The organism is Comamonas sp. (genome assembly GCF_036666375.1).
Lineage (GTDB): Bacteria > Pseudomonadota > Gammaproteobacteria > Burkholderiales > Burkholderiaceae_C > Comamonas.
In genome coordinates this window covers 18,773-42,984 of record NZ_JAVWWA010000008.1, presented here as the reverse complement: position 1 = coordinate 42,984, position 24,212 = coordinate 18,773, and the positions used below count along the sequence as shown (strand labels likewise).

At 64.8% G+C, this 24,212-nt stretch carries 30 protein-coding genes; 8 read left to right on the top strand and 22 right to left on the bottom strand.

What is annotated here, in order from left to right:
* Nucleotides 1–4: 4 nt before the first annotated feature.
* From RR928_RS03250 to RR928_RS03230, 5 genes are all read left to right on the top strand, one after another.
* Entirely contained in the window at nucleotides 5–991 is a 987-nt protein-coding gene (locus RR928_RS03250; protein WP_332533892.1) for a fumarylacetoacetate hydrolase family protein, read from the top strand.
* On the top strand, nucleotides 988–1,944 hold the full coding sequence (locus RR928_RS03245) for an NAD-dependent epimerase/dehydratase family protein (protein WP_332533893.1): 957 nt from the start codon (nucleotides 988–990) through the stop codon (nucleotides 1,942–1,944). The genes RR928_RS03250 and RR928_RS03245 overlap by 4 nt, the downstream gene beginning before the upstream one ends.
* 45 nt (nucleotides 1,945–1,989) lie before the next feature.
* Nucleotides 1,990–2,925 (top strand): LysR substrate-binding domain-containing protein, encoded by a 936-nt coding sequence (locus RR928_RS03240; protein WP_332533894.1) that lies wholly within the window; start codon nucleotides 1,990–1,992, stop codon nucleotides 2,923–2,925.
* Nucleotides 2,926–3,308: 383 nt separating this feature from the next.
* Complete coding sequence (locus tag RR928_RS03235) at nucleotides 3,309–3,905, top strand: hypothetical protein (protein ID WP_332533895.1); 597 nt, start codon at nucleotides 3,309–3,311, stop codon at nucleotides 3,903–3,905.
* A gap of 250 nt (nucleotides 3,906–4,155) precedes the next feature.
* A complete protein-coding gene (locus RR928_RS03230) occupies nucleotides 4,156–4,827 on the top strand; it encodes an RNA polymerase sigma factor (protein WP_332533896.1) in 672 nt (223 codons plus the stop codon).
* Between the two features lie 283 nt (nucleotides 4,828–5,110).
* Here RR928_RS03230 and sctC read toward each other — a convergent pair whose 3' ends face one another.
* From sctC to RR928_RS03120, 22 genes are all read right to left on the bottom strand, one after another.
* Nucleotides 5,111–7,027: a type III secretion system outer membrane ring subunit SctC gene (gene sctC, locus RR928_RS03225; RefSeq protein ID WP_332533897.1), complete on the bottom strand. Its 1,917-nt coding sequence runs from the start codon at nucleotides 7,025–7,027 to the stop codon at nucleotides 5,111–5,113.
* Nucleotides 7,028–7,084: 57 nt separating this feature from the next.
* Nucleotides 7,085–7,417, bottom strand: coding sequence for a hypothetical protein (locus tag RR928_RS03220; RefSeq protein WP_332548213.1), 333 nt, complete (start codon nucleotides 7,415–7,417; stop codon nucleotides 7,085–7,087).
* An 80-nt stretch (nucleotides 7,418–7,497) separates the two neighbouring features.
* A complete protein-coding gene (gene sctU, locus RR928_RS03215; RefSeq protein WP_332681491.1) occupies nucleotides 7,498–8,547 on the bottom strand; it encodes a type III secretion system export apparatus subunit SctU in 1,050 nt (349 codons plus the stop codon).
* 15 nt (nucleotides 8,548–8,562) lie between these two features.
* Nucleotides 8,563–9,342 carry a type III secretion system export apparatus subunit SctT gene (sctT, locus tag RR928_RS03210; protein WP_332533900.1) on the bottom strand — a complete coding sequence of 260 codons (780 nt, stop codon included), beginning with the start codon at nucleotides 9,340–9,342 and terminating at the stop codon, nucleotides 8,563–8,565.
* Between the two features lie 55 nt (nucleotides 9,343–9,397).
* Nucleotides 9,398–9,667, bottom strand: a complete 270-nt coding sequence (gene sctS / locus RR928_RS03205; RefSeq protein ID WP_332533901.1) for a type III secretion system export apparatus subunit SctS — start codon at nucleotides 9,665–9,667, stop codon at nucleotides 9,398–9,400.
* Nucleotides 9,668–9,686: 19 nt separating this feature from the next.
* Nucleotides 9,687–10,334, bottom strand: coding sequence for a type III secretion system export apparatus subunit SctR (gene sctR, locus RR928_RS03200; RefSeq protein WP_332533902.1), 648 nt, complete (start codon nucleotides 10,332–10,334; stop codon nucleotides 9,687–9,689).
* Nucleotides 10,331–11,419: a type III secretion system cytoplasmic ring protein SctQ gene (sctQ, locus tag RR928_RS03195; protein ID WP_332533903.1), complete on the bottom strand. Its 1,089-nt coding sequence runs from the start codon at nucleotides 11,417–11,419 to the stop codon at nucleotides 10,331–10,333. Before sctQ ends, sctR begins: the two co-directional genes overlap by 4 nt.
* A gap of 22 nt (nucleotides 11,420–11,441) precedes the next feature.
* Nucleotides 11,442–12,023, bottom strand: a complete 582-nt coding sequence (locus tag RR928_RS03190; RefSeq protein WP_332533904.1) for a hypothetical protein — start codon at nucleotides 12,021–12,023, stop codon at nucleotides 11,442–11,444.
* 27 nt (nucleotides 12,024–12,050) lie between these two features.
* Nucleotides 12,051–12,554, bottom strand: a complete 504-nt coding sequence (sctO, locus tag RR928_RS03185) for a type III secretion system stalk subunit SctO (protein WP_332533905.1) — start codon at nucleotides 12,552–12,554, stop codon at nucleotides 12,051–12,053.
* Entirely contained in the window at nucleotides 12,554–13,885 is a 1,332-nt protein-coding gene (gene sctN / locus RR928_RS03180) for a type III secretion system ATPase SctN (protein ID WP_332533970.1), read from the bottom strand. Before sctN ends, sctO begins: the two co-directional genes overlap by 1 nt.
* A gap of 29 nt (nucleotides 13,886–13,914) precedes the next feature.
* Nucleotides 13,915–14,556 carry an HrpE/YscL family type III secretion apparatus protein gene (locus RR928_RS03175; RefSeq protein WP_332533906.1) on the bottom strand — a complete coding sequence of 214 codons (642 nt, stop codon included), beginning with the start codon at nucleotides 14,554–14,556 and terminating at the stop codon, nucleotides 13,915–13,917.
* Nucleotides 14,526–15,197 (bottom strand): hypothetical protein, encoded by a 672-nt coding sequence (locus RR928_RS03170; RefSeq protein ID WP_332533907.1) that lies wholly within the window; start codon nucleotides 15,195–15,197, stop codon nucleotides 14,526–14,528. Before RR928_RS03170 ends, RR928_RS03175 begins: the two co-directional genes overlap by 31 nt.
* Nucleotides 15,194–16,009 (bottom strand): type III secretion system inner membrane ring lipoprotein SctJ, encoded by an 816-nt coding sequence (gene sctJ / locus RR928_RS03165; RefSeq protein ID WP_442881611.1) that lies wholly within the window; start codon nucleotides 16,007–16,009, stop codon nucleotides 15,194–15,196. Before sctJ ends, RR928_RS03170 begins: the two co-directional genes overlap by 4 nt.
* Entirely contained in the window at nucleotides 16,006–16,416 is a 411-nt protein-coding gene (locus RR928_RS03160) for a hypothetical protein (protein WP_332533908.1), read from the bottom strand. Before RR928_RS03160 ends, sctJ begins: the two co-directional genes overlap by 4 nt.
* 14 nt (nucleotides 16,417–16,430) lie before the next feature.
* On the bottom strand, nucleotides 16,431–16,853 hold the full coding sequence (locus tag RR928_RS03155) for a hypothetical protein (protein WP_332533909.1): 423 nt from the start codon (nucleotides 16,851–16,853) through the stop codon (nucleotides 16,431–16,433).
* Nucleotides 16,840–17,325: a hypothetical protein gene (locus RR928_RS03150; protein WP_332533910.1), complete on the bottom strand. Its 486-nt coding sequence runs from the start codon at nucleotides 17,323–17,325 to the stop codon at nucleotides 16,840–16,842. The genes RR928_RS03155 and RR928_RS03150 overlap by 14 nt, the downstream gene beginning before the upstream one ends.
* 11 nt (nucleotides 17,326–17,336) lie before the next feature.
* Nucleotides 17,337–18,272: a type III secretion system translocon subunit SctB gene (gene sctB / locus RR928_RS03145; protein WP_332533911.1), complete on the bottom strand. Its 936-nt coding sequence runs from the start codon at nucleotides 18,270–18,272 to the stop codon at nucleotides 17,337–17,339.
* A gap of 153 nt (nucleotides 18,273–18,425) precedes the next feature.
* Complete coding sequence (sctE, locus tag RR928_RS03140; RefSeq protein WP_332681485.1) at nucleotides 18,426–19,634, bottom strand: type III secretion system translocon subunit SctE; 1,209 nt, start codon at nucleotides 19,632–19,634, stop codon at nucleotides 18,426–18,428.
* Complete coding sequence (locus RR928_RS03135; protein ID WP_332533913.1) at nucleotides 19,631–20,125, bottom strand: SycD/LcrH family type III secretion system chaperone; 495 nt, start codon at nucleotides 20,123–20,125, stop codon at nucleotides 19,631–19,633. The genes sctE and RR928_RS03135 overlap by 4 nt, the downstream gene beginning before the upstream one ends.
* Before the next feature lie 9 nt (nucleotides 20,126–20,134).
* Nucleotides 20,135–20,644: a hypothetical protein gene (locus RR928_RS03130; protein WP_332533914.1), complete on the bottom strand. Its 510-nt coding sequence runs from the start codon at nucleotides 20,642–20,644 to the stop codon at nucleotides 20,135–20,137.
* 60 nt (nucleotides 20,645–20,704) lie between these two features.
* Nucleotides 20,705–21,538 (bottom strand): hypothetical protein, encoded by an 834-nt coding sequence (locus tag RR928_RS03125; protein ID WP_332548352.1) that lies wholly within the window; start codon nucleotides 21,536–21,538, stop codon nucleotides 20,705–20,707.
* 36 nt (nucleotides 21,539–21,574) lie between these two features.
* On the bottom strand, nucleotides 21,575–21,874 hold the full coding sequence (locus tag RR928_RS03120; RefSeq protein WP_332533916.1) for a hypothetical protein: 300 nt from the start codon (nucleotides 21,872–21,874) through the stop codon (nucleotides 21,575–21,577).
* Between the two features lie 216 nt (nucleotides 21,875–22,090).
* Here RR928_RS03120 and sctW point away from each other — a divergent pair, with 216 nt between their 5' ends.
* From sctW to RR928_RS03105, 3 genes are all read left to right on the top strand, one after another.
* A complete protein-coding gene (gene sctW, locus RR928_RS03115) occupies nucleotides 22,091–23,170 on the top strand; it encodes a type III secretion system gatekeeper subunit SctW (protein WP_332548354.1) in 1,080 nt (359 codons plus the stop codon).
* Between the two features lies 1 nt (nucleotide 23,171).
* A complete protein-coding gene (locus RR928_RS03110; protein WP_332533918.1) occupies nucleotides 23,172–23,555 on the top strand; it encodes a CesT family type III secretion system chaperone in 384 nt (127 codons plus the stop codon).
* 118 nt (nucleotides 23,556–23,673) lie between these two features.
* Nucleotides 23,674–24,075: a hypothetical protein gene (locus RR928_RS03105; RefSeq protein ID WP_332548355.1), complete on the top strand. Its 402-nt coding sequence runs from the start codon at nucleotides 23,674–23,676 to the stop codon at nucleotides 24,073–24,075.
* The last annotated feature ends 137 nt before the right edge of the window (nucleotides 24,076–24,212 follow it).

Genomic DNA, 24,212 nt, shown 5'->3' with positions numbered 1-24,212 from the left:
CCCCATGAAATTTGCAACACTCCATTCCGAACATGCAGACGGCCGCCTGGTCGTCGTCTCGCGCGATCTGCGCACCATGGCCTGTGCCTCGGCCATCGCACCCCACCTCGGCACCGCCCTCGCGCAGTGGGACGCGGTCGCGCCCGCGCTGGGCCAGCTCTACGAGGCGCTCAATGCCGGCGCGTGCGCGCAGGCCCAGGCTTTCGATGCGCGCCAGTGCGCCGCGCCGCTGCCGCGTGCGCCGCAGTGGTGCGACGGCTCGGCGTTTCTGAACCATGGACACCTGATGGAGAAGGCGTTCAATACCGCGCCCCAGCCCGATGCGCTGACCGTGCCGCTGATGTACCAGGGCGCGAGCGACGACTTCCTCGGGCCACATGCCGACGTTGCGCTGCCCAGCGAGGCCGACGGCATCGACTTCGAAGGCGAGTTCGGCGTGGTCGTCGGCGCCGTGCCCATGGGCGCGACGCCCGCGCAGGCGCTGGCCGCCGTGCGACTGGTGGTGCAGATCAACGACTGGAGCCTGCGCGCGCTGGGCCCGCGCGAGATGCGCACCGGCTTCGGCTTTCTGCAGGCCAAGCCGTCGAGCAGCTTTGCGCCCATTGCGCTCACGCCCGACGAACTGGGTCCGGCCTGGCGCGACGGCCGCGTGCAGATGCGGCTGCAGGTGCAGTGGAACGGCGAGCATTTCGGTGCGCCCCACGGCGGTGAAATGAACTTCGGCTTCGGCGAGCTGATCGCGCATGCGGCGCGCACGCGCCGGCTTTCGGCCGGCACGGTGATAGGCTCGGGAACGGTCTCCAACGCCGACCGCGCCGCGGGCTCGGCCTGCATTGCCGAGCGGCGCGTGCTGGAAATACTCGACCATGGCGAAGCGCGCACGCGCTACATGCACTTTGGCGACAGCGTGCGCATGCAGGCGCAGTTCGACGGCAGCGACGAAGCGCCGTTCGGCAGCATTGCCCAGCGCGTCGTGGAGTACGTGCGATGAGCTGCGTGCTGGTCACGGGAGCGCAGGGCTTCATTGGCCAGCAGCTGGTGCAGCGGCTGCTGACCGCAGGCTTGAGCGGTCAGCCGCTACGCAAGCTGGTGCTGGTCGACCTGGCGTTCGACGGCGCAGCGGCCGGCGCTTGCGTGCAGCACATCGCGGGCAGCGTGGCCGAGCGCGGCGTGCTGCAGCGCGCGATCGACACCCGGCCCGACTGCATCTTCCATCTGGCCAGCGTTCCCGGCGGCGCGGCCGAACGCGATCCCGCGCTGGGCCGCAGCGTGAATCTGGACGCAACGCTGAATCTGCTCGACGCCTGCCGGTCGCTGGCGCAGCCGCCGCGCTTCGTCTACGCGAGCTCGGTGGCGGTCTACGGCGACCGCTTTTCGGGCGTCGCCAGCGAAGACCTCGCGCCCGCGCCCGCGATCAGCTACGGCGCGCACAAGCTGGCCTGCGAAATCCTGCTGGCGGACGCCAGCCGCAGAGGCTGGGTCGACGGCTGCTCCGTGCGCCTGCCGGGCATTGTCGCGCGCCGCGATGAGAATGCGGGCCTGGCGTCGGCCTTCATGAGCCAGCTGTTCTGGAGCCTCGCCGAAGGCCGGGCCGTCACGCTGCCGGTGTCGCCCACGGGCAGCTGCTGGTGGATGTCCGCGCGCACCTGCGTGGACAATCTGCTGCACATGGCCCGTATGGACTCGGGGCTGTGGAATGCGCAGCGCAGCTACCAGATGCCCGTGCTGCATCTGACGATGGGCGAGGTCATCGATGCGCTGGCCCAGCGCTTCGGCCCCGGGGTCAGGGATCTGGTCAGCTATGCGCCCGATCCGTTCATCGACCGCGTGTTCGCGCGACTGCCGCCGCTGCGCACGCCCAACGCCCAGCAGCTGGGCCTGCGCCACGATGGGGATGCGCCGACGCTGGTGTGCAATGCGCTGGGGCTGGGCCAAGCGCGCTGAAGCCCGGGCGCCTGGCCGCCGCGGCCAGGGCTTCTAGAATCGCGCATGGTCAAGAAGATTCCCCCGCTCAATCCCCTCAAGGTCTTCGATGCGGTGGTGCGCACGCGCAATCTCACGCAGGCCGCCAAGGAGCTGCACATCAGCCAATCGGCGGTGAGCAAGCAGCTCAACGTTCTGCAGTCCTATCTCGGCGCGGAGCTGTTCCGGCGCGAGCGCCACGGCGTCAGCCTGACCACGGCCGGCCTGCGTTACGGCGAAGCCATCGCCCCGGCGTTCGAAAGCATCGCCAGGGCCACGGGCGAGATCATGCGCAGCGGATCGGACAGCACGCTGCGCATCCAGACCTACACCACGTTCGCGGCCAAGTGGCTGATTCCACGGCTCAGCGACTTCCATGCGCGTCACAGCGACATTGCGGTGGTCATCACCAACTCCGTGAAGGACGTCGACTTCGATCGCGACCCGGTCGATCTGGCGATACAGATGGGGCGCGGCGCCTGGCAGGGCATGGACACCGATTTCCTGTTCGAGGATGTGATCGAGCCGGTCTGCAGTCCTGCCTACCTGCGGGCCAATGCTCCCGAGGCTGCCTATCCCCAGGCCTTGCTGCGCAAGCGCCTGCTGGTCTCGCACTACCGGCAGAAGGACTGGCAGACCTGGGCGCGGCTGTGCCGCTACGAAAGTGAAATCCAGGATGTCGAAAGCATGCAGTTCAGCAGTTCGGTGCTGACCTGGCAGGCCGCGGCCGATGGCCTGGGCATCGCGATCGGCCAGACGGCGCTGCTGGTCGACGACCTGGCCAATGGCAAGCTGCTCGCGCCGTTTCACCTGCCGGTGCGCACCGGTGCCTCCTATTACCTCGTGAGCCCGCAACTGCAACGCCAGTCGCGCAAGGTCGAAGTGTTTCGCGACTGGCTCAAGGAACAGGTCGCTGCATCGGCGGCTTCGGCGCAGCATTTCGACACTGCTTCTGCGGGTTGAGCGACCCCGCTGCGCCAGCGTGGCAATTTCGCAGGGATTAATTCGTATCCATATCATGGGCGACATCACGGATAACCACTAGTCAATTCCCGTGATTTGTAATTTTTCGATGCGCTGGCGATTTTTAAATATCACGGATAACTGGTAGTTAATTTCCGTGATTTCAGATTTGGCGATTCAATCAGAAATTGGAAATATCACGGATAACTGGTAGTTGTTTTCAGTGATTGATTGTTTGACTATTATTTATTACGAGATGTAAAATATCACGGTAATTAACTAGCTGCTTTCCGTGATTGGCTGCCTGGCCTTTTTTGACTAGGAACCGTGCTCAGTGTGCGGTTACTAAAGATAAGAATTTACTAATACCTGAAGAGGTTTCTGTGGCTGTGACTATTAAACCGCTTGTGCACCCTGCTCAGCTCTCGCTGGATTCCTTCGGTGATTCAGCAAAAAAGGGCGAAACCGTGCAGGTGGTGCACGATGGCTCGCTATGGACGGTGGGGGCGTGCAGCACGGCGCAGGCGCAGCGCTTCGGTGCACGGCCCGACATCGAGGTGGACACCACCTCGATGTTCATCGCCGCCCTGGGGGCGGCGTTTCCCGGGGGCATCCGGGACGCAGTAGTGCGCGAACTGGGCCTGGTCCCCAGCCCTGGCGCACCTCTGGCGTCGCGTCTGGTGCTGCAGGCCATCGACATGGCCGAGACCAGCCAGAAGGCCTTGCAGGGCGTTGATTTCATGACGCAATTCATGTTCAGTGCCGCCCCCCACAGCGTGGCGTTCGTGCACGCCTGCGCGGCCCTTGGCTTGCGCCCTGAAGCGGTCAGCCCGCAGCAGCGGGCCGCGATCGACGCATGCATGCAGGAACGCTTTGCGCGGGCCGCGCAACAAGGGCAGGTTCCGGTCGCACCCGCCGTGGCGCAGGAATGGCTGCGGTCGGAACTGCAGACCGTGTCCGCGTCGTCCTCCGGTTCGTAATGAGACGGGCGCTGCCGCCCATGGCCTGATGCGCAACGCAGGCCTTCTCAGTTTTGTGTAAAAAAAAGTTACTAAAACAGCAGTCCCGGATACTGCCAAACGATGAGATATTGCGTCGGAAGGCATTATCTTCGTCTGTAGATGGCGTGTTGCATTGAGATAACCGTGTGGCCGATTGTGAGAAGCTGGATGCGGCGTTGGGATATTTCAATCTATACAGCTTCTGCAATTCCATGTAAGAATTAGTTACGTGGGTAATTCCACTTTTTTAATTCGTACATGGGCGGTGGCCAATATGATTTACGAGTCAACGGTGCAGGTGTGGGAAACCGATGCCTTGGGTGCCGAGGCGTTTTCTGAAAGTGAGAGCATGACGCCAATGGACGAGCAGTCCATGGCGCAGCGTGACGAGTTGTTTCAAGGTCTGGTGCAGGCGCATGGCACACGCCTGTATCGCTTCATCATCAAGAACATCGGCAATCCCAGCGATGCCCAGGATCTGGCCCAGCAGGCCTTCCTGGAAGCGGTTCGATCCTATAGCTCGTTCAAGGGGCAGTCCGAGCTGTCCACCTGGTTGTATGGCATCGCCATGAACCTGGTGCGCAACCATCTGTCACGCGCGCCGCATCGCCGCTACGAATTCGCGGACGAATCGATGCTTGACGAGATGGCTTGCGACGCACTGGCGCCGGACGAGGCCGTCGAGCAGACTCAGCGCATGCGCCATCTGCAACTTGCGCTCGAGGATCTGCCCGAAAGCATGCGCTCCATCCTGCTGATGGTTGCGGTCGACGAACTGTCCTATGAAGCCGCGGCTGCACTGCTGACCGTGCCCGTGGGAACGGTGCGCAGCCGGCTCTCGCGCGCGCGCGCAGCATTGCGTGCGAAGCTGCAGGCGCGTGGCGTCGAACTCGATTTCTAGGCAGCGCAACGTCTGATGCGGGCCTGAACCGCAGCCCCTCCAGGGGGGGGGGCGGGGCTGCGGCGCGATCCGCGCTGCCTGGGCGGCGCAGGCAGCGGCTGCGCTCGAGCCAGTTCTCCATCAATCCTCGCAAGCTGATCCACAGTGGCCATCTCGGTGGCCATCTCGGGCCTTGCTGTCGTGTGCACGGGCAGCGGCGCTGCGAGTACTTCAGAACCGATGGCGCGGGAAAGGCTTGCGCGGCACCGCGGCCCGGTGGGCGAGGAGCTGACCAGGCTTCTTCTCAGGGTTCCTGCGGTACGGCCTCGATGCCAGCGTAGTCGACCACGCTCGCGCGGGAATCGTGTGGCGCTGCCGATTTCTCCCCTGCCACGGGCGGCGGCGTTTGCGACGACACGGGCATCGCCGCGGGGGCTTCTACGGGTGCGCGCAGCGCGTTGATGTCCGAGGTGACGCCCGTGGGCAGGGTCACGAGCCGCGGCTTGATCATGAACAGCCGCTCGCGCGATGCCTGGTTATGCACCTTGTTCGAGAACAGCATGCCCAGCACCGGTATCGAGCCCAGTCCGGGCACCTTGTTGACATCGCGCGTCGACTGCGTGCTCTTGTAGCCGCCGATCAGCAGCGTCTGGCCTTCGCCGACGATGGCCTGGGTGCTGACCACGCTGCGGCGCACGGTGGGCAGGGTATCGATCTGCGTGTCCTGGATCTGGCCGTCCTCGATGTCCACATCGAGCTGGATCACCGGCCCTTCGGCGCGCTGCACATAGTGCGGCGTGACGCGCAAGGTAGTGCCCGCCGTGATCGGCGTGATCGTGGCCACGCGCTCGCCTATGCTGCGGACATAGAAGGTTTCCGACAGATCGAGCAGCGCGCCTATGTTGTCGATGGTGAGAATCGACGGGCGGGACTGGATGCTGGCTTCGCCCGTGCCTTCGAGCGCGCGGATGCGGTTGATCAGGAAGTTGCCCGAACTCACCACCAGGCTCGCGGGGTCGACGCTGGCGCCGCGCGCAACCGCGCCCAGCACCAGATCGTTGCCATCGCCCTTGGTCGCCATCGAGCCGAAGCCGGCGACGCTGCCGCCGCGGCGTGCGCTCCAGGCAATGCCCAGTTCGTCGAGGCGCGAGGAATTGATATCGATGATCATGGCCTCGATCTCGATCAGCGGCGAAGGAATATCGAGCTGCTCGATCAGGCTCTTGTAGAGCGGCATGCGCTCGGCCGTGTCCTGCACGATGATGGCATTGAGCCGAGAGTCGGCCTGTATCGAGGGCGCGAGCCGGCGCATGCCCGCGCCTGTGGCCGCGCCGCCTGGTTTCTGGGCGGCGCTGGCGCCGCTCTGGGCGCCGGCCGCATGGGCCGTGCCGTTGGCCGAAGCAAACGGTCCGTTGGGCAGGCCGGAGCTGTTGGCGTCGAATGTCAGGCCCGCAGTGTTGGCCGCGCTGAAAAGGCCTGGCAGCCCCTGGCCCTGGCTTGGGGCCACCGAGGAGATCAGCGCGTTGTTGACTCCCGAGCCGCCCGACTGGCCGCCTATCAGGTTGCGCAGCACCTGGGCCAGGCCCGGCGTGGTGATCTGGCGGTCGCGGTAGAGAATGGTGCGGTCATCCACCGAAGCATGCTTGAGACGGAACACCGCGACCTGCTGGCCGCCGGCCATCATCGGCAGCTGGGCCATGGTGCGCTCGATCAGCGCGACATAGGGCGCGGGCCCCGAGACCAGCGCAATGCCCTGTTCGGGCAATTCTCCCCAGCCAAAGCGCGCATCGAGCACGCCCAGGCTCGTCAGTGCCTGGCGCACGGTGGCGATGTTGCCGCCGCCCGCGCTGATGCTGCGCGTCGTGACTTCGGTGGTGCGGCCCACATGCAGTGTGCCCGCATGGGTGAACCAGGTCAGGCCGTAGACGCTGGCCAGCCGGTCCATGAATTCCGTCGGACTGGCGCTGGTGAATTTGCCCTGCACCTTGCCCGCGACCTGGGGCGACAGCTCCAGCGACAGGCTGAAGCTGCTGGCGAAATCGCTCAGGACCTGGGTCAGGCTGGTGCTGTCCGCATAGTAGCTGTAAGGGGCTTCGGTCCAGGGCGGCGCAGCCGCATGTGCCGAGCCCCAGGACGCAGCGAAGAGGCTGGCGCAGACCAGTGCTTGCAGCGTCTTGCGCGGCCAGGCCTGGTTGCGCGGGGATGGTTTCGTGGCGGGCATGGGGGACTGGAGACGGGGTGGCGGTGTCATGGACAGGTAGCTCCGCATGGACCGTGTTCAAAGATAGCGACTGGCACGTGACCAGAAAGCCAGCGAGTTGACGAACCGGCCCACGGCATCGTCTATATCCTTGATCGATAGGGCGGGCGCCGGCAGCTGCAGCCAGATGGCCCGACAGCGCGCATCCACGCTGCACGTCGTGGCCTGTTGTTTCATGGTGCCGCAGGCCAGCCGGGCGCAGGCCAGCAGCAGGTCGTCGCGCGCCGGACCGGGGTCAGGCAGCGCTTTCAGGCGGGCGCTGACCATGATTCCTGCGCCAGGCAGGGCGCGCAGTTGCAGTCGGTAATGCCCATCGACGAGCATTTGCAGCGCGGCCGCGCCGGGGGCCATGGGAATGTCGTATTGCGCGGCATAGCTGCCAAGCAGGGCGACCGCGTCTTGGGGCGCAGGGCGGGACATGGGCATGGCCTTCAGGTCGGGGCCTGTGGGTCGAGCTGCTGCAGCAGCCTGAGCAATTCGGCGACAGGCTCCACCAGTTCGGACGGAATGTACTGGCCCGCCTCTCCCTGCGCGGTCAGCGCGCGTGCCAGCGGAATGTTCTGCATCACGGGAACGCCGGCGGCGCGCGCCGCGTCCATCATTGCCTGTGCCAGAGCGCCCTCGGCCATGGCCAGGATCAGCGGCAGCGGCGTTTCGTTCTCGTCGTAGCGCAGCGCGACCGCGAGGTGGGTCGGGTTGGTCACCACCACGCTGGCCTCGCGCGCGCTCTGCACCACGGAGTTCTGCTGCATCTCCTTGCGCAACTGCTTGCGTTGCTGCTTGATATACGGGTCGCCTTCCATCTGCTTGTACTCCTGCTTGACTTCGTCCTTGGACATCATCAGACCCTTGCGGTACTGCATGCGCTGCCAGACGAAGTCGGCCAGCGCGATCACGCTGTACGCCAGGCCGATATAGATCAGCATGGTCTTGAGCAGCGACGCCACGACCTGGCCCAGGCCCGGCAGGCCGGCCTGCGGAATGCTGGTCAGTATCGGCATGGCGTCGCGGATCAGCAGCGCCACCAGGCTAGAAAGAATGCCGATCTTCAGCACCGACTTCAGGAACTCGACGAAGTTCTTCTTGGAGAAGATGTTCTTCGCATTGGTCAATACGTTGAGCTTCTTGCCCGAAGGTTTGACCTTTTCAACCGCGAAAATGATGCCCACCTGCATGGCATCGGCGAAGAGGCCCACGCCCAGCACGATGCCTATGAACGGCAGCACCACCCAGGCCGCGCCGGTCAGCAGTTCGATCACCAGGGTGTTGGCCGCGTCCTGGAAGTTCATCTGCAGCAGCGTGCCGGGCAGCAGAATCATCTCTCCCAGGTTTTCGACGATGTGCGCGCTGTTGACCAGCAGATAGCCGAAGATGCTCAGTATCAGCAGGGTCTGGGTGAAGTCCTTGCTGTACGCGACATCGCCTTTCTTGCGCGAGTCGCGCAGGCGCTTGGCCGTCGGTTGTTCGGTCTTTTCGCTCATCTCTGCTGCGGGCGCTCAGCCGGCCGGCCCCCATTGATCGCGCAGCCAGGGCAGGATACGGCCTATGGCCAGCACATGGTCGGTGGCGTACTCGAACAGCGATGACGCGTAGAGGAGCAGCACCAGCATGGCCAGCGCGCTCTTGATGGGCATGGCCATGAAAAACACCTGCAGCTGCGGAGCGAAGCGGCTGACCAGGGCCAGGCCGAACTCCGCGAGAAACATCGCCACCATCGCCGGTGCGGCCAGCAGCAATGCCATGCGCACCAGACGGCCAAGCTGCTCGAGCATCACCGGCACCGACTCGGCGCGCAGCTCGGGCGTCCACTGCAACACGCTCCAGAGCGCAAAGCTGTCATAGAGCGTTCCCAGCAGCAGCGTGAAGCCGCCGCTGAGCAGAAAGAAGACGATGAACGCCTGGTTGAACAGAATGCCCAGCGGCGAGGAATCATTGCCCGTCAGCGGGTTGAGCGTGGCGGCAATGCTGGCGCCGCGCTGGTTGTCGATCAGAAAGCCCACGGCTTCGAAGATCCAGAAAGGGACGGCCGCGAGGTAGCCGATGACGAAGCCTATGAAGGCCTCCTTGAGCATCAGCAGCAGCAGCATTCCGGTATCGAGCGTGGCCGCCGCTTGCGCGACCACCGGGGCCAGCGCGGGCACCATCACCAGGCTCAGCGCCGCGGCCACGCTGAAACGCAGCATTCCCGGAATGATCTGGGCGTTGAATAGCGGCAGGGCGATGAACATGGCGAGGATTCGCGGTTGGGTGAGTGCCAGCGTCTTGAGCAAAGACATGGCCTCATCGTAGGTAACCGGCAGCTCCATGGGGTTCCCTGGCATTCGTGGGTGCTCAGCGCCCCAGGGCGGGCAGGGCGTCGAAGATCTGCACCGTGAAGTTGAACATCTCGCCGCCCACCCAGCGCGCGGTCAGCAGGATGGTGATCGACACGGCGATCAGCTTGATGCCGAACGACAGCGTCTGCTCCTGGATCTGCGTCAGCGCCTGGAACAGCGAAAACAGCGTGCCGACGATGGAGCCGACGATGATGGGCGGCAGCGACAGCCAGAGCACCAGGTACAGCGCCTGCGTGAAGTAGGAAACGACATCGACGGATTGCATGGGGCGTCCTTAGGGAAGATCAGGCGTAGCTGAGCACCAGTCCCTGGATCAGGCGCGACCAGCCGTCGACCATCACGAACAGGAACAGCTTGAGCGGCAGGGAGATCGTGACGGGCGAGACCATCATCATTCCCATGGCCAGCAGGATGTTGGAGACGATCAGGTCGATCACCACGAACGGCAGATAGATGAGAAAGCCGATCTGGAACGCGGCCGTGAGCTCAGACACCACGAAGGCCGGCGCCAGCACGATGAAGTCGCGCTCCGAAATGCCTGCGGACAACTGCGGGCCCCACATGCGCTGGGCGGTGCGCACGAAGAAGTCGCGCTGTTCGATGCGGCTGTTCTTGACCATGAATTCGCGCAAGGGCTCCGCGCCCTCGCGCATTGCGCCGACCAGCGCCGGCACGCTCTTGAGCGCTTCGGGCTCGGCGCTCAGTCGGTCGAACATGTGCACGCCCACCGGTGCCATCACATAGACGGACAGGATCAGCGCCATGCCGTATAGCGCCAGGTTGGGCGGCATCTGCTGCACGCCCAGCGCATTGCGCAGCAGCGACATGACCACCGCGATCTTGAGGAACGAGGTGGTGACGACGACCAGCGTGGGCAGCAGCGCCAGCAGCGCCAGCATCACCGCCAGCGAGATCGGATCGAAATGGTTCATGCTGCGCTCTGCGTGCGCGGGGCAAACAGCTGGCGCACCGAGATGCCCAGCAATCCGTCGATTTCCACCAGTTCGCCTTCGCCGATCAGCGCGCCGTTCGCGCGTATGCGCACCGCACTCGCCAACGGATGACCCAGGCTGATGGACTGGCCGGGCTGCAGGGCACGCAGCTCGGCGAGCGTGAGGTTGATCTCGCCGAGATCGAAAGAAAGTCGTACCGGGATGGCGTCGAAGCTCGCGGCTTCGTTCGCAGGCGGGTCAAGGGCGGGCATGGTGTGGCTCCAGGACTGGACAACGGTGAGAGAGGGCGCGCGCGCAGGGGCCTGTGCGGAGTCTGTTTCTGGCGGCGCTGGCAGTTGCACGTGCAGACCGCCGGCGCCCGGCGCCTGCAGCCACAGAACGCGCTCGGCGCTCACAAAGCTGTGCGCCAGCGGCACCACGTCGCCCAGGGCCAGCAGCCGCAGTTCGTCGATGGCCAGCGTGGCGTAGCCGATGTCCAGGTACAGCGCGAGGGGCAGGTCCGCATTCGCCAGCGGTCCGCCGCGCGGCGGCAGGGTCGATGCCAGGCCGGCGATCAGCAGCAGGCCCAGGCTGTCGCTGCGCACCAGGCCGGAGATGGCCTGGCGGCCTTCGAGCGCATCGAGTTGCAGAGCGAACGCATGGGGAAGCGCGGCGGGCAGCTGGCCTTCTGCCTGCGATATGAACCGGGGCGCACCGCGGCCCAGGCGCTCCAGGCTGATCAGCAGATCGTCCAGCGCCGCGGCCAGCGTGCTGGCGTGCATTTCCTGGGGCAGCGGCGGCAGCGCGGCGCCGTCGAGCAGGGCCGACAGCAGCTGTTCTGTGACGGCGTGCGGCAGCTGCAGCTGCAGCTGTGCGCCCGCCCACTCGATGGCAATAAGGACGTCGCTGGCAAGCGTCTGCCATGGTGCCTCGATGACAGGACGCAGACTCGCCCGCCAGTGCGTTCCCCCTGCGCGCACTGGCATGCCCATGGCCCGCTGGGCAATGGTCGTGTGGGCCTGCGCCTCGTTGCGCGACAGCTGTGGCGGTTTCCAGGAGGCCGGAGCTGGCAGGGAGGTGGACATCAAGGGTGGCAAATAAGGAAAGTCAGTGGTTCGCATCGACCTGCACCAGACATCGGTCTTCAGCGTCGTCGGTCTGTATCTCCACGCGGGTGTCGCGCTGCAGGCGCTGCGCCAGGCTTTCGCCCAGCCAGGCCGCTGCGGCGCACAGCCGCTCGCGCGCGGCTTCGTCACTGCAGGTGAAGCGCGCCACCAGCCGCGCGGCTTCCTCGAAGACATCGACCACCACGCCGCGCAGCTGCGCGTCGCTCAGCGTGATCTGCACGCCGCGCCGGCCTTGACGGCCGTCGGCGACCAGCAGGCGGCTGGCCATCTGTTCCAGGGTTTGCGTCAGCGCAGGCGCGGCCGGCGGCGCTTGCCGCGCGGCGGCGGCGAGCGCCGGCTGAAACAGATCGAAGGGGTTGGCCAAGGCTGGGCCGGCCTGGGCCGCCTCGGCGTCCGCAGGCGCATTGCGCTGCCGGCTCAGCAGATCGCGCAGGTTGCGACCATCGTCGGCGAGCTGCTGCTGGCTGCGCGTGTCGGCCTGGCCGGGCGTATCGGATGGCGTGCCAAATGCGTTGCCCGATGGCACGCCTGCATCGAGATGAAGGGGGCGTTCAGAGCGCATGCAGGTCTCCTGTGGGGTGGGCTGGCATCAGGCGACCTCTTCGCCGGCGCTGTGCCAGTCTTCGCGCTCGCGCACCACGCTGGCCGCCTCTTCCATTTCGAGGTCCTCGCGGCGTTCTGATTCGAGTGCCTCGACCGCAGCGAAGCTGCCGGCCAGATCGATGAACTTGCTGGTCTGCCGCGCGGCCTCCTGGTGCTGGCCGCGCGCCTGGTCGAATCGCTGCTGCGCTGTTTCCAGCGCGCGCTGCGCGGCTTCCAGCGCATCCTGCTGGCGCTGCTCGCGCTGGCGCAATGCGGCGACCGCCAGATGCACCTGCTGTATTTCGCGCAGGCGCACCATGCGCGCGCACAGGTCGGCGTAGAGCTGCCGTTCGGCGAGCACGCCTTGGGCCAGCAGCCGGGCCAGCAGGGCTTCGGCGTCCAGGCGCTCTTGCTGGGCCTGGCGCAGGGCCTGGCGCTGCGCGCGCATCGCCGCTTCGGCCCGGCCTTCGCGAAAGCGCTTGATCGCCAGCAGATCGTGCAGCATTTTCATCATCCGGCTCCTACCAGGTTCTCGAGCCCGGCCAGCGTGTCCGCCAGGCTGGAGCTCTCATGCGTGCGCTGCTTCAGGAAACCGCGTATGGCCTCCATCTTGTCGATGGCTTCGTCGGTGGCGGCGTCGCCGCCGCGCTTGTACTCGCCGATCTTGACCAGCAGATCGACTTCCTCGTACTTGGCCATCAGTTCGCGCAGCCGGCCGGCCATGCGCTTGTGCTCGGGCGTGATCACGGCATTCATCACGCGCGAGGTGGAAGAGAGCACGTCGATCGCCGGATAGTGGTTGGCGGCCGCAAGCTTGCGCGACAGCACGATGTGGCCGTCAAGGATGGAACGGGTTTCGTCGGCGATGGGCTCGGTCATGTCGTCGCCTTCGACCAGAACCGTGTAGAGCGCGGTGATCGAGCCCTTGTCGTTCATGCCCACGCGCTCCATGAGCTTGGGCAGCGTTGCGAACACCGACGGCGGATAGCCGCGGCGCGTGGGCGGCTCGCCCGCGGCCAGGCCGATCTCGCGCTGGGCACGCGCGAAGCGCGTCACCGAGTCCATGAGGAACAGCACCTTCTTGCCCTGGTCGCGGAAGTACTCGGCGATGGCCGTCGCCACATACGCGGCCTTGGCGCGCTCCATCGACGACTTGTCGCTGGTCGCGCAGACAATCACGCTTTTCTTGCGGCCTTCCTCGCCGAGTTCGTTCTCGAGAAACTCGCGCACTTCGCGGCCGCGTTCGCCGATCAGCGCGACCACGGTCACATCCACGTCGGCGCCCTTGACGAGCATGCCCATCAGCGTCGACTTGCCGCCGCCCGCGGCCGCGAAGATGCCCATGCGCTGGCCTTCGCCGCAGGTCAGCACGGAGTCGAGCGCACGCACGCCGAGTTCCAGCGGCTGGCTGATGATGCGCCGCTTGAGCGGGTCGGGCGCTTCGGCGAACACCGGGTAGAACTTGCTGGCTTCGAGTGGGCCGCGCTCGGCTTCGTCCAGGGGCCGGCCCAGGCCGTCGAGCACCCGACCCAGCAGGCCGAAGCCCACGGGAACCAGATGGGCGCGGCCCGTGGGAATCACTTCGGTCGCCGCGGAAATGCCGTACATGTCGCCGATGGGCGTGAGCAGCGCCGCATCGCGCGCAAAGCCCACGACCTCGGCCTTCATCTCGAAGTCTTCGCCGGGATTGCGCAGCACGCAGACTTCGCCGACTTTGACCGTCGGCACGACGGCGCGGATGATGGTGCCTATGACCTGGGTCACGCGCCCCTTGATCTGCAGCATGGGCGCGTCGTCGAGCGCGAGCTGCATCATCTCGGCAATGTAGTCGAACTGGCGCAACGCACGCACGCCGGGTTTGATGCCGGTGCTCATACGCGGCTGCCCAGCACTTTCTGGAAGGCCTTCTCGAGCGCCGCGATCTGGCCGTCTATGCTGGCCTCGACCAGGCCGATTTCACTTTCGAGAATGCAGGCGTGGGGGGCCAGCCGGCCGTCGGCCAGGATGTCCAGATAGCCCACGCCCGGATAGGCGGCGAGCAGGTCGTTGATACGCGCGCGCACCACCTCGACCTGCTGTGGATGCAGGCGCAGCGTCATCTGTTTCTGGTTGCGCACCACCGACAGCGCATTCTTGACCACGATCAGCACGCGCTCGGCATCGCTGTAGTCGTCGATGATCTTGCGCACCGCGCCCATCACCAGCGCCACCATGTCTGCTTCGACCTGGGCGAAATACTCGACCGTGCGGCCCACGGTCTCTATCATTTTCTCGGCCTGGGCCATCTGCGCTTCGGCCCGGCCTTCGGCATAGCCGCGCCGGCATTCCTCGTCGTAGGCAGCCCGGGCGCTGGCGGCAATCGCCTGGGCCTGGTCCTGGGCGGCGCTGATCAGCGCTTCGGCCTGACCCCAGGCGGCGATCTCCGCGGCACGCAGCACCCGTGTACCGGGCGCGATGCTTGCCTGCAGCTTGCGCTGCGGCGTCAATGGATTGTTGGGAATGAGGAAAGCCATTCGGGCTCCAGAAATTGCAGGGTCTGCAGGCACAGGCTGCAGGCCTGCGCAGGCGTCATTCCGCTGGCTTCGCGCGATGCGGGCGATTCGGCATCGAGCGGCAGCTTCCAGTCGGCGCGGCGGCGCAGGGGCGCGGGCGCATCGTGCCAGCTCTGGGCCAGCAGGCCCGCGCCCAGGCGGTCCGCGCCTGCGGCCAGTCCCTGCTCCATCCAAGGCTGCGGGTCGTCGAGGCCGGGATGCAGCGTCGCGCCCTGCCTGCAAACCCAGTCCCAGGCCGTGAAACCTATCGCTGCCTGGGCGGCATTGACTTCGCTGCGCGCAATGCGCTGGCGCAGGTTCTTTCCCAGCAGCAGCAGCCCCGCATGCCGCAGCGTGGCCCGCAGCAGCGTGGGCGCGGCCAGGGCCAGCGGCGTCGCGGGGTGCGACAGGTCGCACACCGGCTGCGCGTCTTCCTGCAGGCGTTCGAGCAGCAACTGGGACCAGTGGCTATGCCATTGCCGCGCGGTTTCGGGTTCCGCGATCCAGGCGGTCGCGTGTCCGGGCAGCCAGAGCGCGGCGCGGCTCGGGTGCAGCGCCAGACTGGGCAGCAGGTTGAAGCGCTGCAGCGGCGCCAGTGAGAGCGGCGAGTGCAGGTCGCTCATGAAGCCTCCATGGTTGGGGTGGTCGAAGCCGGCGTGAGCCGCTGGCGGTAGCGCCACAGCCCATAGGCCAGCGCGGCAAGCGCGACGGCGGCGATGCCCGCCAGCGACCAGAGCAGCAGCGACAGGCGCGCCGCCGCATGAGCGGGTACCTCGAAGCCCCAGACCGCCTGTGGCGCGGCTTCGGTCGCGGCGGCGCTGGTGCGGGCCTGCGAAGCGACAAAAACCACCGAGACCCGGTCCGCGGTCAGACTGGGAATGCTGTTGGTGACCAGGCGGCGGATCTGCGGCTGGATGATCTCGAGGTTGTAGCCGTCCTGGTGCTTGATGAACACCGCGGCCGTCGACGGCACGCCGGTTTCGCCGGCCGTGCCGCGCTCGGGCAGCACCACATGCACGCGCGCCGCGAGCACGCCGTCTATCTTCGACAGCGTGTTCGACAGCTCCTGCGACAGCGCGTAGATGTAGCGCGCGCGCTCCTCGAGCGGCGAGGAGATCAGGCCTTCCTTTTTGAAAATCTGGCCCATGCCGGCGAAGCGCTCACGCGGCAGTCCCTTGTCGCGCAGCACTTCCAGCGCGCGGCCCACATCACCCGAGGCCACGCGCACGCCGACCATGCCTTCCTTGCCCGGCACTTTCTCGGTGGGAATGGAGGCATTGATCAGCGCGGCCAGCACCTCGTTGGCCTCTTCTTCGGCAATCGCGCCCATCAGGTCCACGCGCCCGCCGCAGGCAGACAGCAGCAGGCAGCAGCCCAGCACCAGCATCTGCAGCCCGCTGCGCAGCCATTGGCGCGTTGGAAATCGTAGCTTCATTGCAGATGCGTCAGTTCGTTCAGTTTCTGAGTTATGACGCGGGTGCCCGCTGTCACCATCTGCGTCTGCATGCCGACCAGGTGCATATCCACCATCAGAGCCATGTTCTGTCGGTAAGTCATGGCGTTGTCGCTGTGCAGCTCGGCGTGCACGCGCGTCACGTTGTCGCGAAAGTTTTGGGACACTTTCTGCACGCTGTTGAGCAGCGCCTCGCCCCTGTTCTGCGGATTGATGGCTGCGCCCTGTACCGCTGTCGTTGGCAGCGCGGCGCTGGCCACATCGGGCGCCGGGGGCTGCATCAAGGCCGCGAACCGCTGCGCCGCGGCGGCGTCGGGCGCTGGCGCGATGGACGCTTTGGCCCACGCCGGTTCAATGCGTACGGAGGAAAGGCTGGCAATGACTTCCATGAGTTTCTCCTGGTTCAAAGGGCGAGAAGCGGCTCGGGCCTGGGGCTCGGGTGGGGGGCTTCGCCCAGCAGCCGAGCGGCAAACACTGCGGCGTCCGAGGCGCTGCCTTGGCGAGCGAGGTCCACGACCCGGCGCAGTACATAGATGCTTTCGCTGCGGCGTCCGGCCAGCTGCAGCGCCAGGCCCCTGAACGCCTCGAGCATGTCGCGCTCGGGGCCGTCCGGCATGCGCACCGCCTGCAACTGCTGCACGGCGTCGCTGGCGCGACTGGCATTGAGCAGCGCGGTCGCCGCGCCAATATGGGCGAATGCGCGGTCAGGCCGCAGCCGCGCCAGCGCCTCGAAGATGCGCAGCGCGCGCGGCACATCGCCGCGCCCGGCGGCCAGAAAGCCGACCTGGGTCAACAGCTGGATATCGGCGGCTTCAGGCAGGGGCATGGCTGTCTAGTCCTTGCAGCAGGAGACCGGCGCGTGTGTGTTCGGCGAGATCGGCTGGAAGCTGGGCGAGCCGGCGCAGTTGCAGCAGCAGCACGCGTGCCAGCGCGTGAGCATCGGCTTGGATCAGGGCTTCGGCCAGGGCGAGCGCGAGCGCGCTCGACTCGGGCTGCACATACAAGGCCAGCGACAGCAACTGGGCGGCCTGCATCGGATCGCCGTTGCGCAGCGCGCATTGGGCCTTGGTGCGCAGGTAGTCGGGGTGGGTCGGTGCATACAGCAGCAGCAGCGACAGATAGGCGTTCGCCGGTTGCAGTTGCCCTGCCTGCAGCATGGCGCAGGCGATCGAATAGAGCGTGGCGCGGCTGGCTTCGCTGAGGCGAGTCGTGCTGGGCAATTGCCGCAGCGCGCGGATCTGGCCCGCGACCATGGCGTCGAGGTCCGCGGCGGTGGCGTTCATGAAGGACAGTGTCATGGCGAAGCTCCTCAGCCCAGGTTGCGGGCGATAGCCCGGTTGGTATCGGTGCGCGCCTGTGCGACGGACTCCATCTTTTGCAGCGCATCCCGCAGGATTTCACTCGCCCGCTGGATGGCGTCGCTGGCTTGAGCGGACGCGGATTCATGCTGCTTGGCGTTGACTTCGTAGACCTTGGCGCTCACATCGGAAGTCTCGGCGCCGAACTTCAGCAGCGCGGTCAGCACTCCGGCCAGCCCTTCGAACAGCTTGACGTCAAGTTCCGCCTCGCTCTTGATGCCTTCGGCGTACGCATTGATCGCCTTGACTTCGGCGAGCTTTTCGTTGGCCGCGGCAGTCCTGTGATCGGCCTGTTGGCGCAGCATCCGGGCTTCGCTCTGGAACTGCTCTGCAGTCCTGGGCTCGACCACAAAGTCTTCGAGGGATTGGCTGGCTTCGCGGCTCGGGGTTTTCTGCATTGCCGAAATATCCTCGGCGCCTATTGCCGGCTCCGCGGTCGCCGCGGGCGCGGACTTGGCCTGCAGCTCAAGTTGTTCCGCCTGGTTGTTCAAGGTCTTGGCTTGGTCCTGAAGGGACTTGGCTTCATTTTGCGGCGCCACGCCGTTCGCGGCTTCGATCGCCGCCTGCCCGCTCGCATAGGCCTGGTGCCCGGCCATCAGTACCTGTATCGTTGCCTGCAGGACGCTGGCGCTGAGGCGGAGGTCGGTCGCGGTCTGCATCACGTCCGCGGATTTCATCAGCGCGTTGAATTGCGCCATGAGTTCGCTGTCGCGCGCGAGCACGTTGGCCTTGCGGATCTGCTGGGAAAGCGCGTGGACGACAGTGAAAACCGACAAGATGTCGAAAGGCAGGTTGTCCAGCGCCTGTTTCAGATCTCGAACCACTTCGGTCGGGGGCGCCTGCTTGGCGTAGGGGCCATCGGCACGCAGGCCTTCGGTTTTTCCCATCGGGTTCTCTTTGCCCAATGCGCTGATGACCTGTGCGACGCCATGTTCCTCTTGGAACGCAACGCAGGCGGCCGGGGTGGAGTCTGGAGAGACCGGGGTGAGGGGGGGGCCAGGAGGCAGGGGGGTTACGGACATGGGCGGCTTTCTGCGGCGTCAGGCCATCGAGTGACCGATATTGGCGGCAATCTGCGACAGGCTTTGACCAGCCTGCGAGATCATCTTGGAGACCATCGACATCGACTCCTGGATGTCCTTGACGAGCTGGGTGATCTGCTCGCTGTCCTGTTCCATCAGCGCCTGCAGCTTGGCGATCACGGCCGAGATTCTCTGCCGGTCCACCTGCGCGCTGTCGGCCGCATGCTGGTCGAAGGCGACGCCGACATTGATGCCTGCCGCGACCGCCGTTCCTGCGGCGGACACGCCGGTAATCCCATGCTGCACGACGTTGGCGATCTGGGGAATTCCCTTGAGGATCTGCTTGACCGCCTCGGGCCCCGAAGCCCCGGATGTGGCCACGGCCATCACGACTGCTACTGCGATGCTCGCCAGCGCAGTCACCGTCGCGCCGATGATCGCGGCCTGGTTCTCGCTGCTGCCGGCCATCTCGACGATGCCGGAGGCGAGGCTGCCCGTGAGCTGTGCATCGACCAGCCATGCGCCGCTGACCACGCCGAGCGCTCCGGCCATGAGGCGGCTCGCGGTTTCGAGGTCTTTTTCGGGCACGCCCATGACGTCGAGAAAGGCCTTGCTCGCCCAGTTGAATCCCGCGTTCAGGTCGATAGTGGGGCCGCCCGCGGTCTGGACTCCGGCCGAAAGAAGGCTCATGCCCGACGCGACCAGGCCCAAGATCGCCAGCGCGAGCAGCGGCGAGGCCGCGCCGCCCGTGAGGCCCGTGACGCCGGACAGCGCGAGGACCGACATGGCGCTGACTGCGAACACGCCTATCTTGGCGGACCAGCCCAGGATTTTCGAGACCTTGCTTTTGGCTTCGGCACTGCTGCCTTTCTCGATCACTTCCTCCCGTTTGGCAAGCATTTTGCTGCGCTCCTGAGAGATTTGCTGGTGCGTGACATGCAGTCCTTCCTTGGCAGTGCGCAATTGGCCTTCCTGGGTTTTCAGCCTGAGCTCCTGCACCTTCAGCATCATTTCCGCGGGAGAGAAGTGGGTTTGCGCAATCGGCAGCGCAGGCGCGCCTTGCGCGTTCGCGATCCGGTCGCCGGCCTTGTTGTGCGACGGGGCCACGAACTGCGCAGCGCGCAGCTCGGACACGGCCTGGACGCCGCGCTCCTGCATGCACGCGCCGCCATCGGGCGTGGGCGTGACGGGTTGCAGAAACTTATCGCGCGAGACGCTGTTTGTCATTGCGCCTGCTCCTCGGTGGGGGCGCCGCTGCCCGTGAGCAACTCCAGCAGCGCCTGGGCGCGTTGCGCGAGTTCCGCGAAAGCCGTTTGCTGGCATTGGGCCACCACCAGCGTCAGCGCTTCACTCGCCTGCTCGCGCATCTCGAGCGCTATGAAGCATTCGGCCGTATGGAAGGTGGGTAGCGGGTCTTCGAGGTCCAGTACAGAGGCGGTCGAGTAGTACTGGATGGCTTCCTTGTAACGCTTGAGCATTTGCATGCACGCAGCAAACGCATTCATGTAGCGCGGCTCCAGTGACTGGTGCGCCATCAGGAAGCTGAAGCACTTCGCGGCATCCAGGTAGCGTTGCTGGCTGTAGTGGTCGTGGCCCAGCGCGTAGAGCGCTTCGTATTCGTCGGCGGTGTAGCCAAAAATCGTACCCAGGCCTGCGCCCTGGCTCAGCAGATCCAGCACCTGCCGGCAAGGATCTTCGGTGGACGGAATTGCATTCATCACGGCCTCTTATATATTTCTCAGGATTTCTGACTTTCTGTCATGCGTAGTGCTCATGAAATTGGTGAGGGCGGTGAGTGTTTCGCTGTAGACGTTTACCGTGCTCTGCAACCGCAGCATCGAAATTTGCTGGGAGTTGGTGAGGGAATCGACTTTCGATTTGAAGTTCTCGAGGGTCGCGGTCAGTTGGGCCTTGTTGCCGATGCCTTTGGTATCGAAGCCCGCGCTTTGGCACGCTTGCTGGAACTTCGTCAGATCATCGCCCAGGGGAATCGCTGCGTCGCTCTTATCGTCGCTGCCAAAACCGGCCAGTACGTTGCGCGCCAGGCTCATCAGGTCGTTGATGTCACTGATCTGGCTATTCTTCTCCTGCGCCTCCGCAATCTGGCTCTTGAGTATTTTCCCCGTATTTTCCAGGCGCTGGTGATTGACGAGAAGAAATGCATCTTCCACAGCCAGGCTCTGGATTTCTGCACTGGTAATTTGCTGCGAACCGTTGAGGCCGATTGAAAAAGTCATGGATTCTCCAGGCGACTATTGAGTATGGAGTGGTGCAAGAGAATTTTCGGTCTGAGAATTTCAGCGTATGTTGTTGTTGATTTTGGATGTCACTTCGTGCTCCTTGTTGAGCATGTTGGTCCGCACCTCGAATGTGTCGTTGTATTTGTTCGTGTAATTCTGCAGGCGCACCATGTCCATTTGCTGGGTGTTGGACAGCGTGTCTATCTCGGATTTGATGTTTTCGACCAGGGTTTGCAGTTCGCCCCTGTTCTTGACGTCGATTTCCAGATTGGCGTACATGGCTGAGTTTTTTAAATTCTCCAGATATGCGCCAGATTTTGTTTCGCCATCATTGAATTCCAAATCAATTATTTTTTCAAGTTTGGATATTTCGAGGCTTGCTTGATTGAATTCTCTGGTTGCTTTTTCTATATTTTCCTTCATCTCTTTAATTTTTCTTGAATTTTCACTGGAATTTCGTATCAGGCTTAATTCTTCGCTTAAATTTCTTGCTTCTGCATGGGCGGATTTCTGTTTCTCTTTTTGTATTTGAATCGCGGTTCCATTTTCTTTTACTTGAGATTCTCTGTAATTTTCATTATCTGCTTTCCATTCTTCCGTATTGCGAATGGATTTCTTCTCTTTTTCAATTAAATCGCTGATTTTTTTATCCGTCCCGTCTTTTTCTCCGAACTGAGACATCAGTTCGCGTGCGCTGCTGATCGTGGTATTGAGCGCCTGGATCTTGTGGTTGCGATCTTGGATTTCCTTCAACTGATCCTTGACGAGATCTTCCAGCAAGACGGCACGCTGGCCCTGCACCAACTGGATGGCAGTGCCCAGGTCCATGGCGTCGATATCGGCCGCGCTGATCAAGGGGATGGAACTGAGGTCAAGAGGGAAAAGAGACATGGAGAACCTTCAGAAAGCGAGGAGCGTCGCCGGCCTTCAGACCATGAAGCGTGGGCGGCGCGTGGGTTTGGGACTCTTGATGGGGGCCGTCAATCCGGCGCGGGCCAGCTCCTCATGAAAATATTGCTCTATGTCCTGCTGGTCTTTCTCGAAGGCACGCCGGGCCTGCGCGTGCAGCTCGGGCGTCAGGCGTTGCTGCAGCGCGGTGCGCGCGGTCTCGGGATCGAGGCCGAGGTCGCGATAGATGGCCTCGCCCGCGTCGAGATCGGCCTGCACCTTCGCTATCAGTGCCTCGGCCTGGGCCATGATGCTTTCGGGGGTGGTGTCGGTGGCCATTGGTGATCCTCTGCGGTGCGGCAATCAAGGGGGCAAAGCTGGGCGTGCGGCCCTGTCACCGTAAGTAACGGGCAGCACCATCCGGTTCCCGCCGCGGGAGGCTTTTTTGCTTGCCTGGGAACCGCCTGCGGGACGCTGTTACTGATGGAGGCGTCAGCGCGCGCATGTCATCCACCGGCGGAGGCCATGGCCAGAATCGAATCCTTCAACACCTCCTTGTCCGATCGCCCAGGGCTGCAAACCCGCGCCCAGGGAGACGAGCAGGCCGCGGTAGGCCAGTTCGCCGGCCAGCAGGTGCAGGTCGACAACGGCGATTCCATGCTGTCCGACGCGGCCACGGAAATCAGCCTGCACCACGGCGAGCAGTTGGAATCCAAGCATGCAGCCGAGCGCCGCAAGGCGGGCTGGCGCGCGCTCGAGGCGCTGAGCGCCGAGGCCATACAGGCGTACATGCAGCAGGCCCTGGTCTGTGCGAGCGCTGATGAGTTGGCGCAGCTGGCCCAGCGCCTGCTATCGGGCCAGGGCGATCCAGCGCGGCTGGCGCGTCAGGCGTACGGCGAGGCCTCCTCGCAGTTCATGGCATTGCATTACGCCCTGCAGCAAGGCGAGCGCGACGGTGCGGCCAAGGAGGTGCTCACGGATTTGCGCGAGTCGCTGCAGGATCTTGAGATGCTGCATGGCCCGGCGATACGCGCGGACATCAATACGCTGGGGACTGCGGCCCAGGCCGGCGCGACCCGCAGGGATATCGCCCGGTTCCAGGCCGACTATCGCGATGTGGTGCTGGGCGAGGCGTCGCTGGCGGGAACACTCAAGCTGGCGCTCGAACGGTTCGGCGAGCAGGACTTTTCCGTCGGCCTGCAGCGGCTGATCCAGGCGCTGGGTCAGGATATCGCGGCCACGCAGCCGTCGTGCGCGCCCGCGCGGCTGCAGACGCTGTCGAGCGATCTGTTCCAGCTGGGCGTCGTGGCCAGCGTGCTCGATGGTTGCAAGTCGCTGCAGTCCATGTTGATGCGGAAATATGCGCTTGCCGGCATGCCACCCGCGGAGCTGATGCGCGGCCTGGTGGATCTGAGCGCCGAGAAGTGGCCGTCTGCGCAGCGCTTCACGAGCCTGAGCGAGCGCTGCGGTGTGCGCGCTGCCGAGCCGCAAGTGCATTTCCTCACGGGCATCAAAGGACTGTTGCGCGATATGCCGCCGCGTGTGTTTGTCTCGCCCGATCAGCGCGAGTCGGTGTTCAAGGCCGCGCAGGACGCGCTCGATGCGGCGATAGACCGCGAGGAAGATGAGTACTGACATGCTGCAACTGACGAAGGTGCTGGCCGAGTTCGGCGCGGACATCGGTCTGCCGGGGCTTGCTCCCGGACGGGAAGGCAATCTGCAGCTGCGGCTGGGTTCGGGCGCGCTGCTGGGTGTGTCGACCCAGGGTGATGAAGTGGTGCTGCACCATGCCGAGCCCGTGTCCCACGACCTGGCGGCGCTGGTGCTCCAGGCCATGCAGCGCGCCGCGCGCAGCGATTCCGCAGCCGATCCGGTGCAGGTCGGCGTGCGCACCACTGCCCAGGGCCAATGGCTGGTGGTGGGCACTCGACTGCCGCTGGAGCACTTCAGCGCGCGTGAAATGCACCGGCTCGCAGCCCATCTGCAAAGCTGGATCGCACAGGCGCGGGCCTCGGTCTGAGTCGGCAGGCTTTTGCGCCCGCGCGTGGAACTGTCGCCCTTGGGAGGTTACCTATGGAGCAGATGGAGAGCACGTGATCTCCAGGCCGTTGCCGGCACGCTGCACCTGAAGGACTCCCATGTCAGATATCCGCTTCAACCATCTGGTTTTCGACCGGGGCATTGAAAGCATCACGCATGCGCACCCTGAAACCGGGACGGCCATGCCCGAAAGGGGTGATGCGCCGCCTACCGACATGGGAGCGCGTGCTCAACTGGATGATCTGCTGTGGGAGTCGTCCATGGATGATTGGCTGGACGCCGCACTGCGACCGCGTTTGGAGAGCCGCGACGTGCTGTTGCCGGGGCGTTTCCACGCGACGCTGGTCGCAGTCCGCCATTGGCTGCGCCAGGCCGCGCAGCAAAGCCCCGCCGATTCCGCCAAGGCGCGGCAGCTGAACCGCGCGGGGCGCCTGCTCGATGACGAGTGCAGCTTGCGCGAGCTGGCGCAGATGTACCGCAGCACGCTGTATCAAGGCTGATGATGGCCGTCGACAGCCTCGATCTGCACGCAGTCCCCGAGGGCGCGAGCCACAAGGAGGTCGAGTTCATGGATCTGCTGGCCTATATCTACCTGCAGCACGGTCGGCCCGACAAGGCGGCGGTGCTGCTGATCGCG

Coding starts and splice junctions, on each gene's coding strand:
- RR928_RS03135 (WP_332533913.1), bottom strand. CDS start 20,125: ATGAATGCAATTCCGTCCACCGAAGATCCTTGCCGGCAGGTGCTGGAT.
- RR928_RS03110 (WP_332533918.1), top strand. CDS start 23,172: ATGCTGCAACTGACGAAGGTGCTGGCCGAGTTCGGCGCGGACATCGGT.
- sctJ (WP_442881611.1), bottom strand. CDS start 16,009: ATGAAGCTACGATTTCCAACGCGCCAATGGCTGCGCAGCGGGCTGCAG.
- RR928_RS03250 (WP_332533892.1), top strand. CDS start 5: ATGAAATTTGCAACACTCCATTCCGAACATGCAGACGGCCGCCTGGTC.
- RR928_RS03245 (WP_332533893.1), top strand. CDS start 988: ATGAGCTGCGTGCTGGTCACGGGAGCGCAGGGCTTCATTGGCCAGCAG.
- RR928_RS03120 (WP_332533916.1), bottom strand. CDS start 21,874: ATGGCCACCGACACCACCCCCGAAAGCATCATGGCCCAGGCCGAGGCA.
- sctS (WP_332533901.1), bottom strand. CDS start 9,667: ATGCAATCCGTCGATGTCGTTTCCTACTTCACGCAGGCGCTGTACCTG.
- sctU (WP_332681491.1), bottom strand. CDS start 8,547: ATGAGCGAAAAGACCGAACAACCGACGGCCAAGCGCCTGCGCGACTCG.
- sctO (WP_332533905.1), bottom strand. CDS start 12,554: ATGAAAATGCTGCACGATCTGCTGGCGATCAAGCGCTTTCGCGAAGGC.
- sctR (WP_332533902.1), bottom strand. CDS start 10,334: ATGAACCATTTCGATCCGATCTCGCTGGCGGTGATGCTGGCGCTGCTG.
- RR928_RS03105 (WP_332548355.1), top strand. CDS start 23,674: ATGTCAGATATCCGCTTCAACCATCTGGTTTTCGACCGGGGCATTGAA.
- sctQ (WP_332533903.1), bottom strand. CDS start 11,419: ATGTCCACCTCCCTGCCAGCTCCGGCCTCCTGGAAACCGCCACAGCTG.
- sctB (WP_332533911.1), bottom strand. CDS start 18,272: ATGGGAAAAACCGAAGGCCTGCGTGCCGATGGCCCCTACGCCAAGCAG.
- RR928_RS03160 (WP_332533908.1), bottom strand. CDS start 16,416: ATGGAAGTCATTGCCAGCCTTTCCTCCGTACGCATTGAACCGGCGTGG.
- sctE (WP_332681485.1), bottom strand. CDS start 19,634: ATGACAAACAGCGTCTCGCGCGATAAGTTTCTGCAACCCGTCACGCCC.
- RR928_RS03150 (WP_332533910.1), bottom strand. CDS start 17,325: ATGACACTGTCCTTCATGAACGCCACCGCCGCGGACCTCGACGCCATG.
- RR928_RS03175 (WP_332533906.1), bottom strand. CDS start 14,556: ATGGCTTTCCTCATTCCCAACAATCCATTGACGCCGCAGCGCAAGCTG.
- RR928_RS03190 (WP_332533904.1), bottom strand. CDS start 12,023: ATGCGCTCTGAACGCCCCCTTCATCTCGATGCAGGCGTGCCATCGGGC.
- sctT (WP_332533900.1), bottom strand. CDS start 9,342: ATGTCTTTGCTCAAGACGCTGGCACTCACCCAACCGCGAATCCTCGCC.
- RR928_RS03170 (WP_332533907.1), bottom strand. CDS start 15,197: ATGAGCGACCTGCACTCGCCGCTCTCACTGGCGCCGCTGCAGCGCTTC.
- RR928_RS03125 (WP_332548352.1), bottom strand. CDS start 21,538: ATGTCTCTTTTCCCTCTTGACCTCAGTTCCATCCCCTTGATCAGCGCG.
- RR928_RS03220 (WP_332548213.1), bottom strand. CDS start 7,417: ATGGCCCCCGGCGCGGCCGCGCTGCAAATGCTCGTCGATGGGCATTAC.
- RR928_RS03155 (WP_332533909.1), bottom strand. CDS start 16,853: ATGCCCCTGCCTGAAGCCGCCGATATCCAGCTGTTGACCCAGGTCGGC.
- sctC (WP_332533897.1), bottom strand. CDS start 7,027: ATGCCCGCCACGAAACCATCCCCGCGCAACCAGGCCTGGCCGCGCAAG.
- RR928_RS03130 (WP_332533914.1), bottom strand. CDS start 20,644: ATGACTTTTTCAATCGGCCTCAACGGTTCGCAGCAAATTACCAGTGCA.
- RR928_RS03240 (WP_332533894.1), top strand. CDS start 1,990: ATGGTCAAGAAGATTCCCCCGCTCAATCCCCTCAAGGTCTTCGATGCG.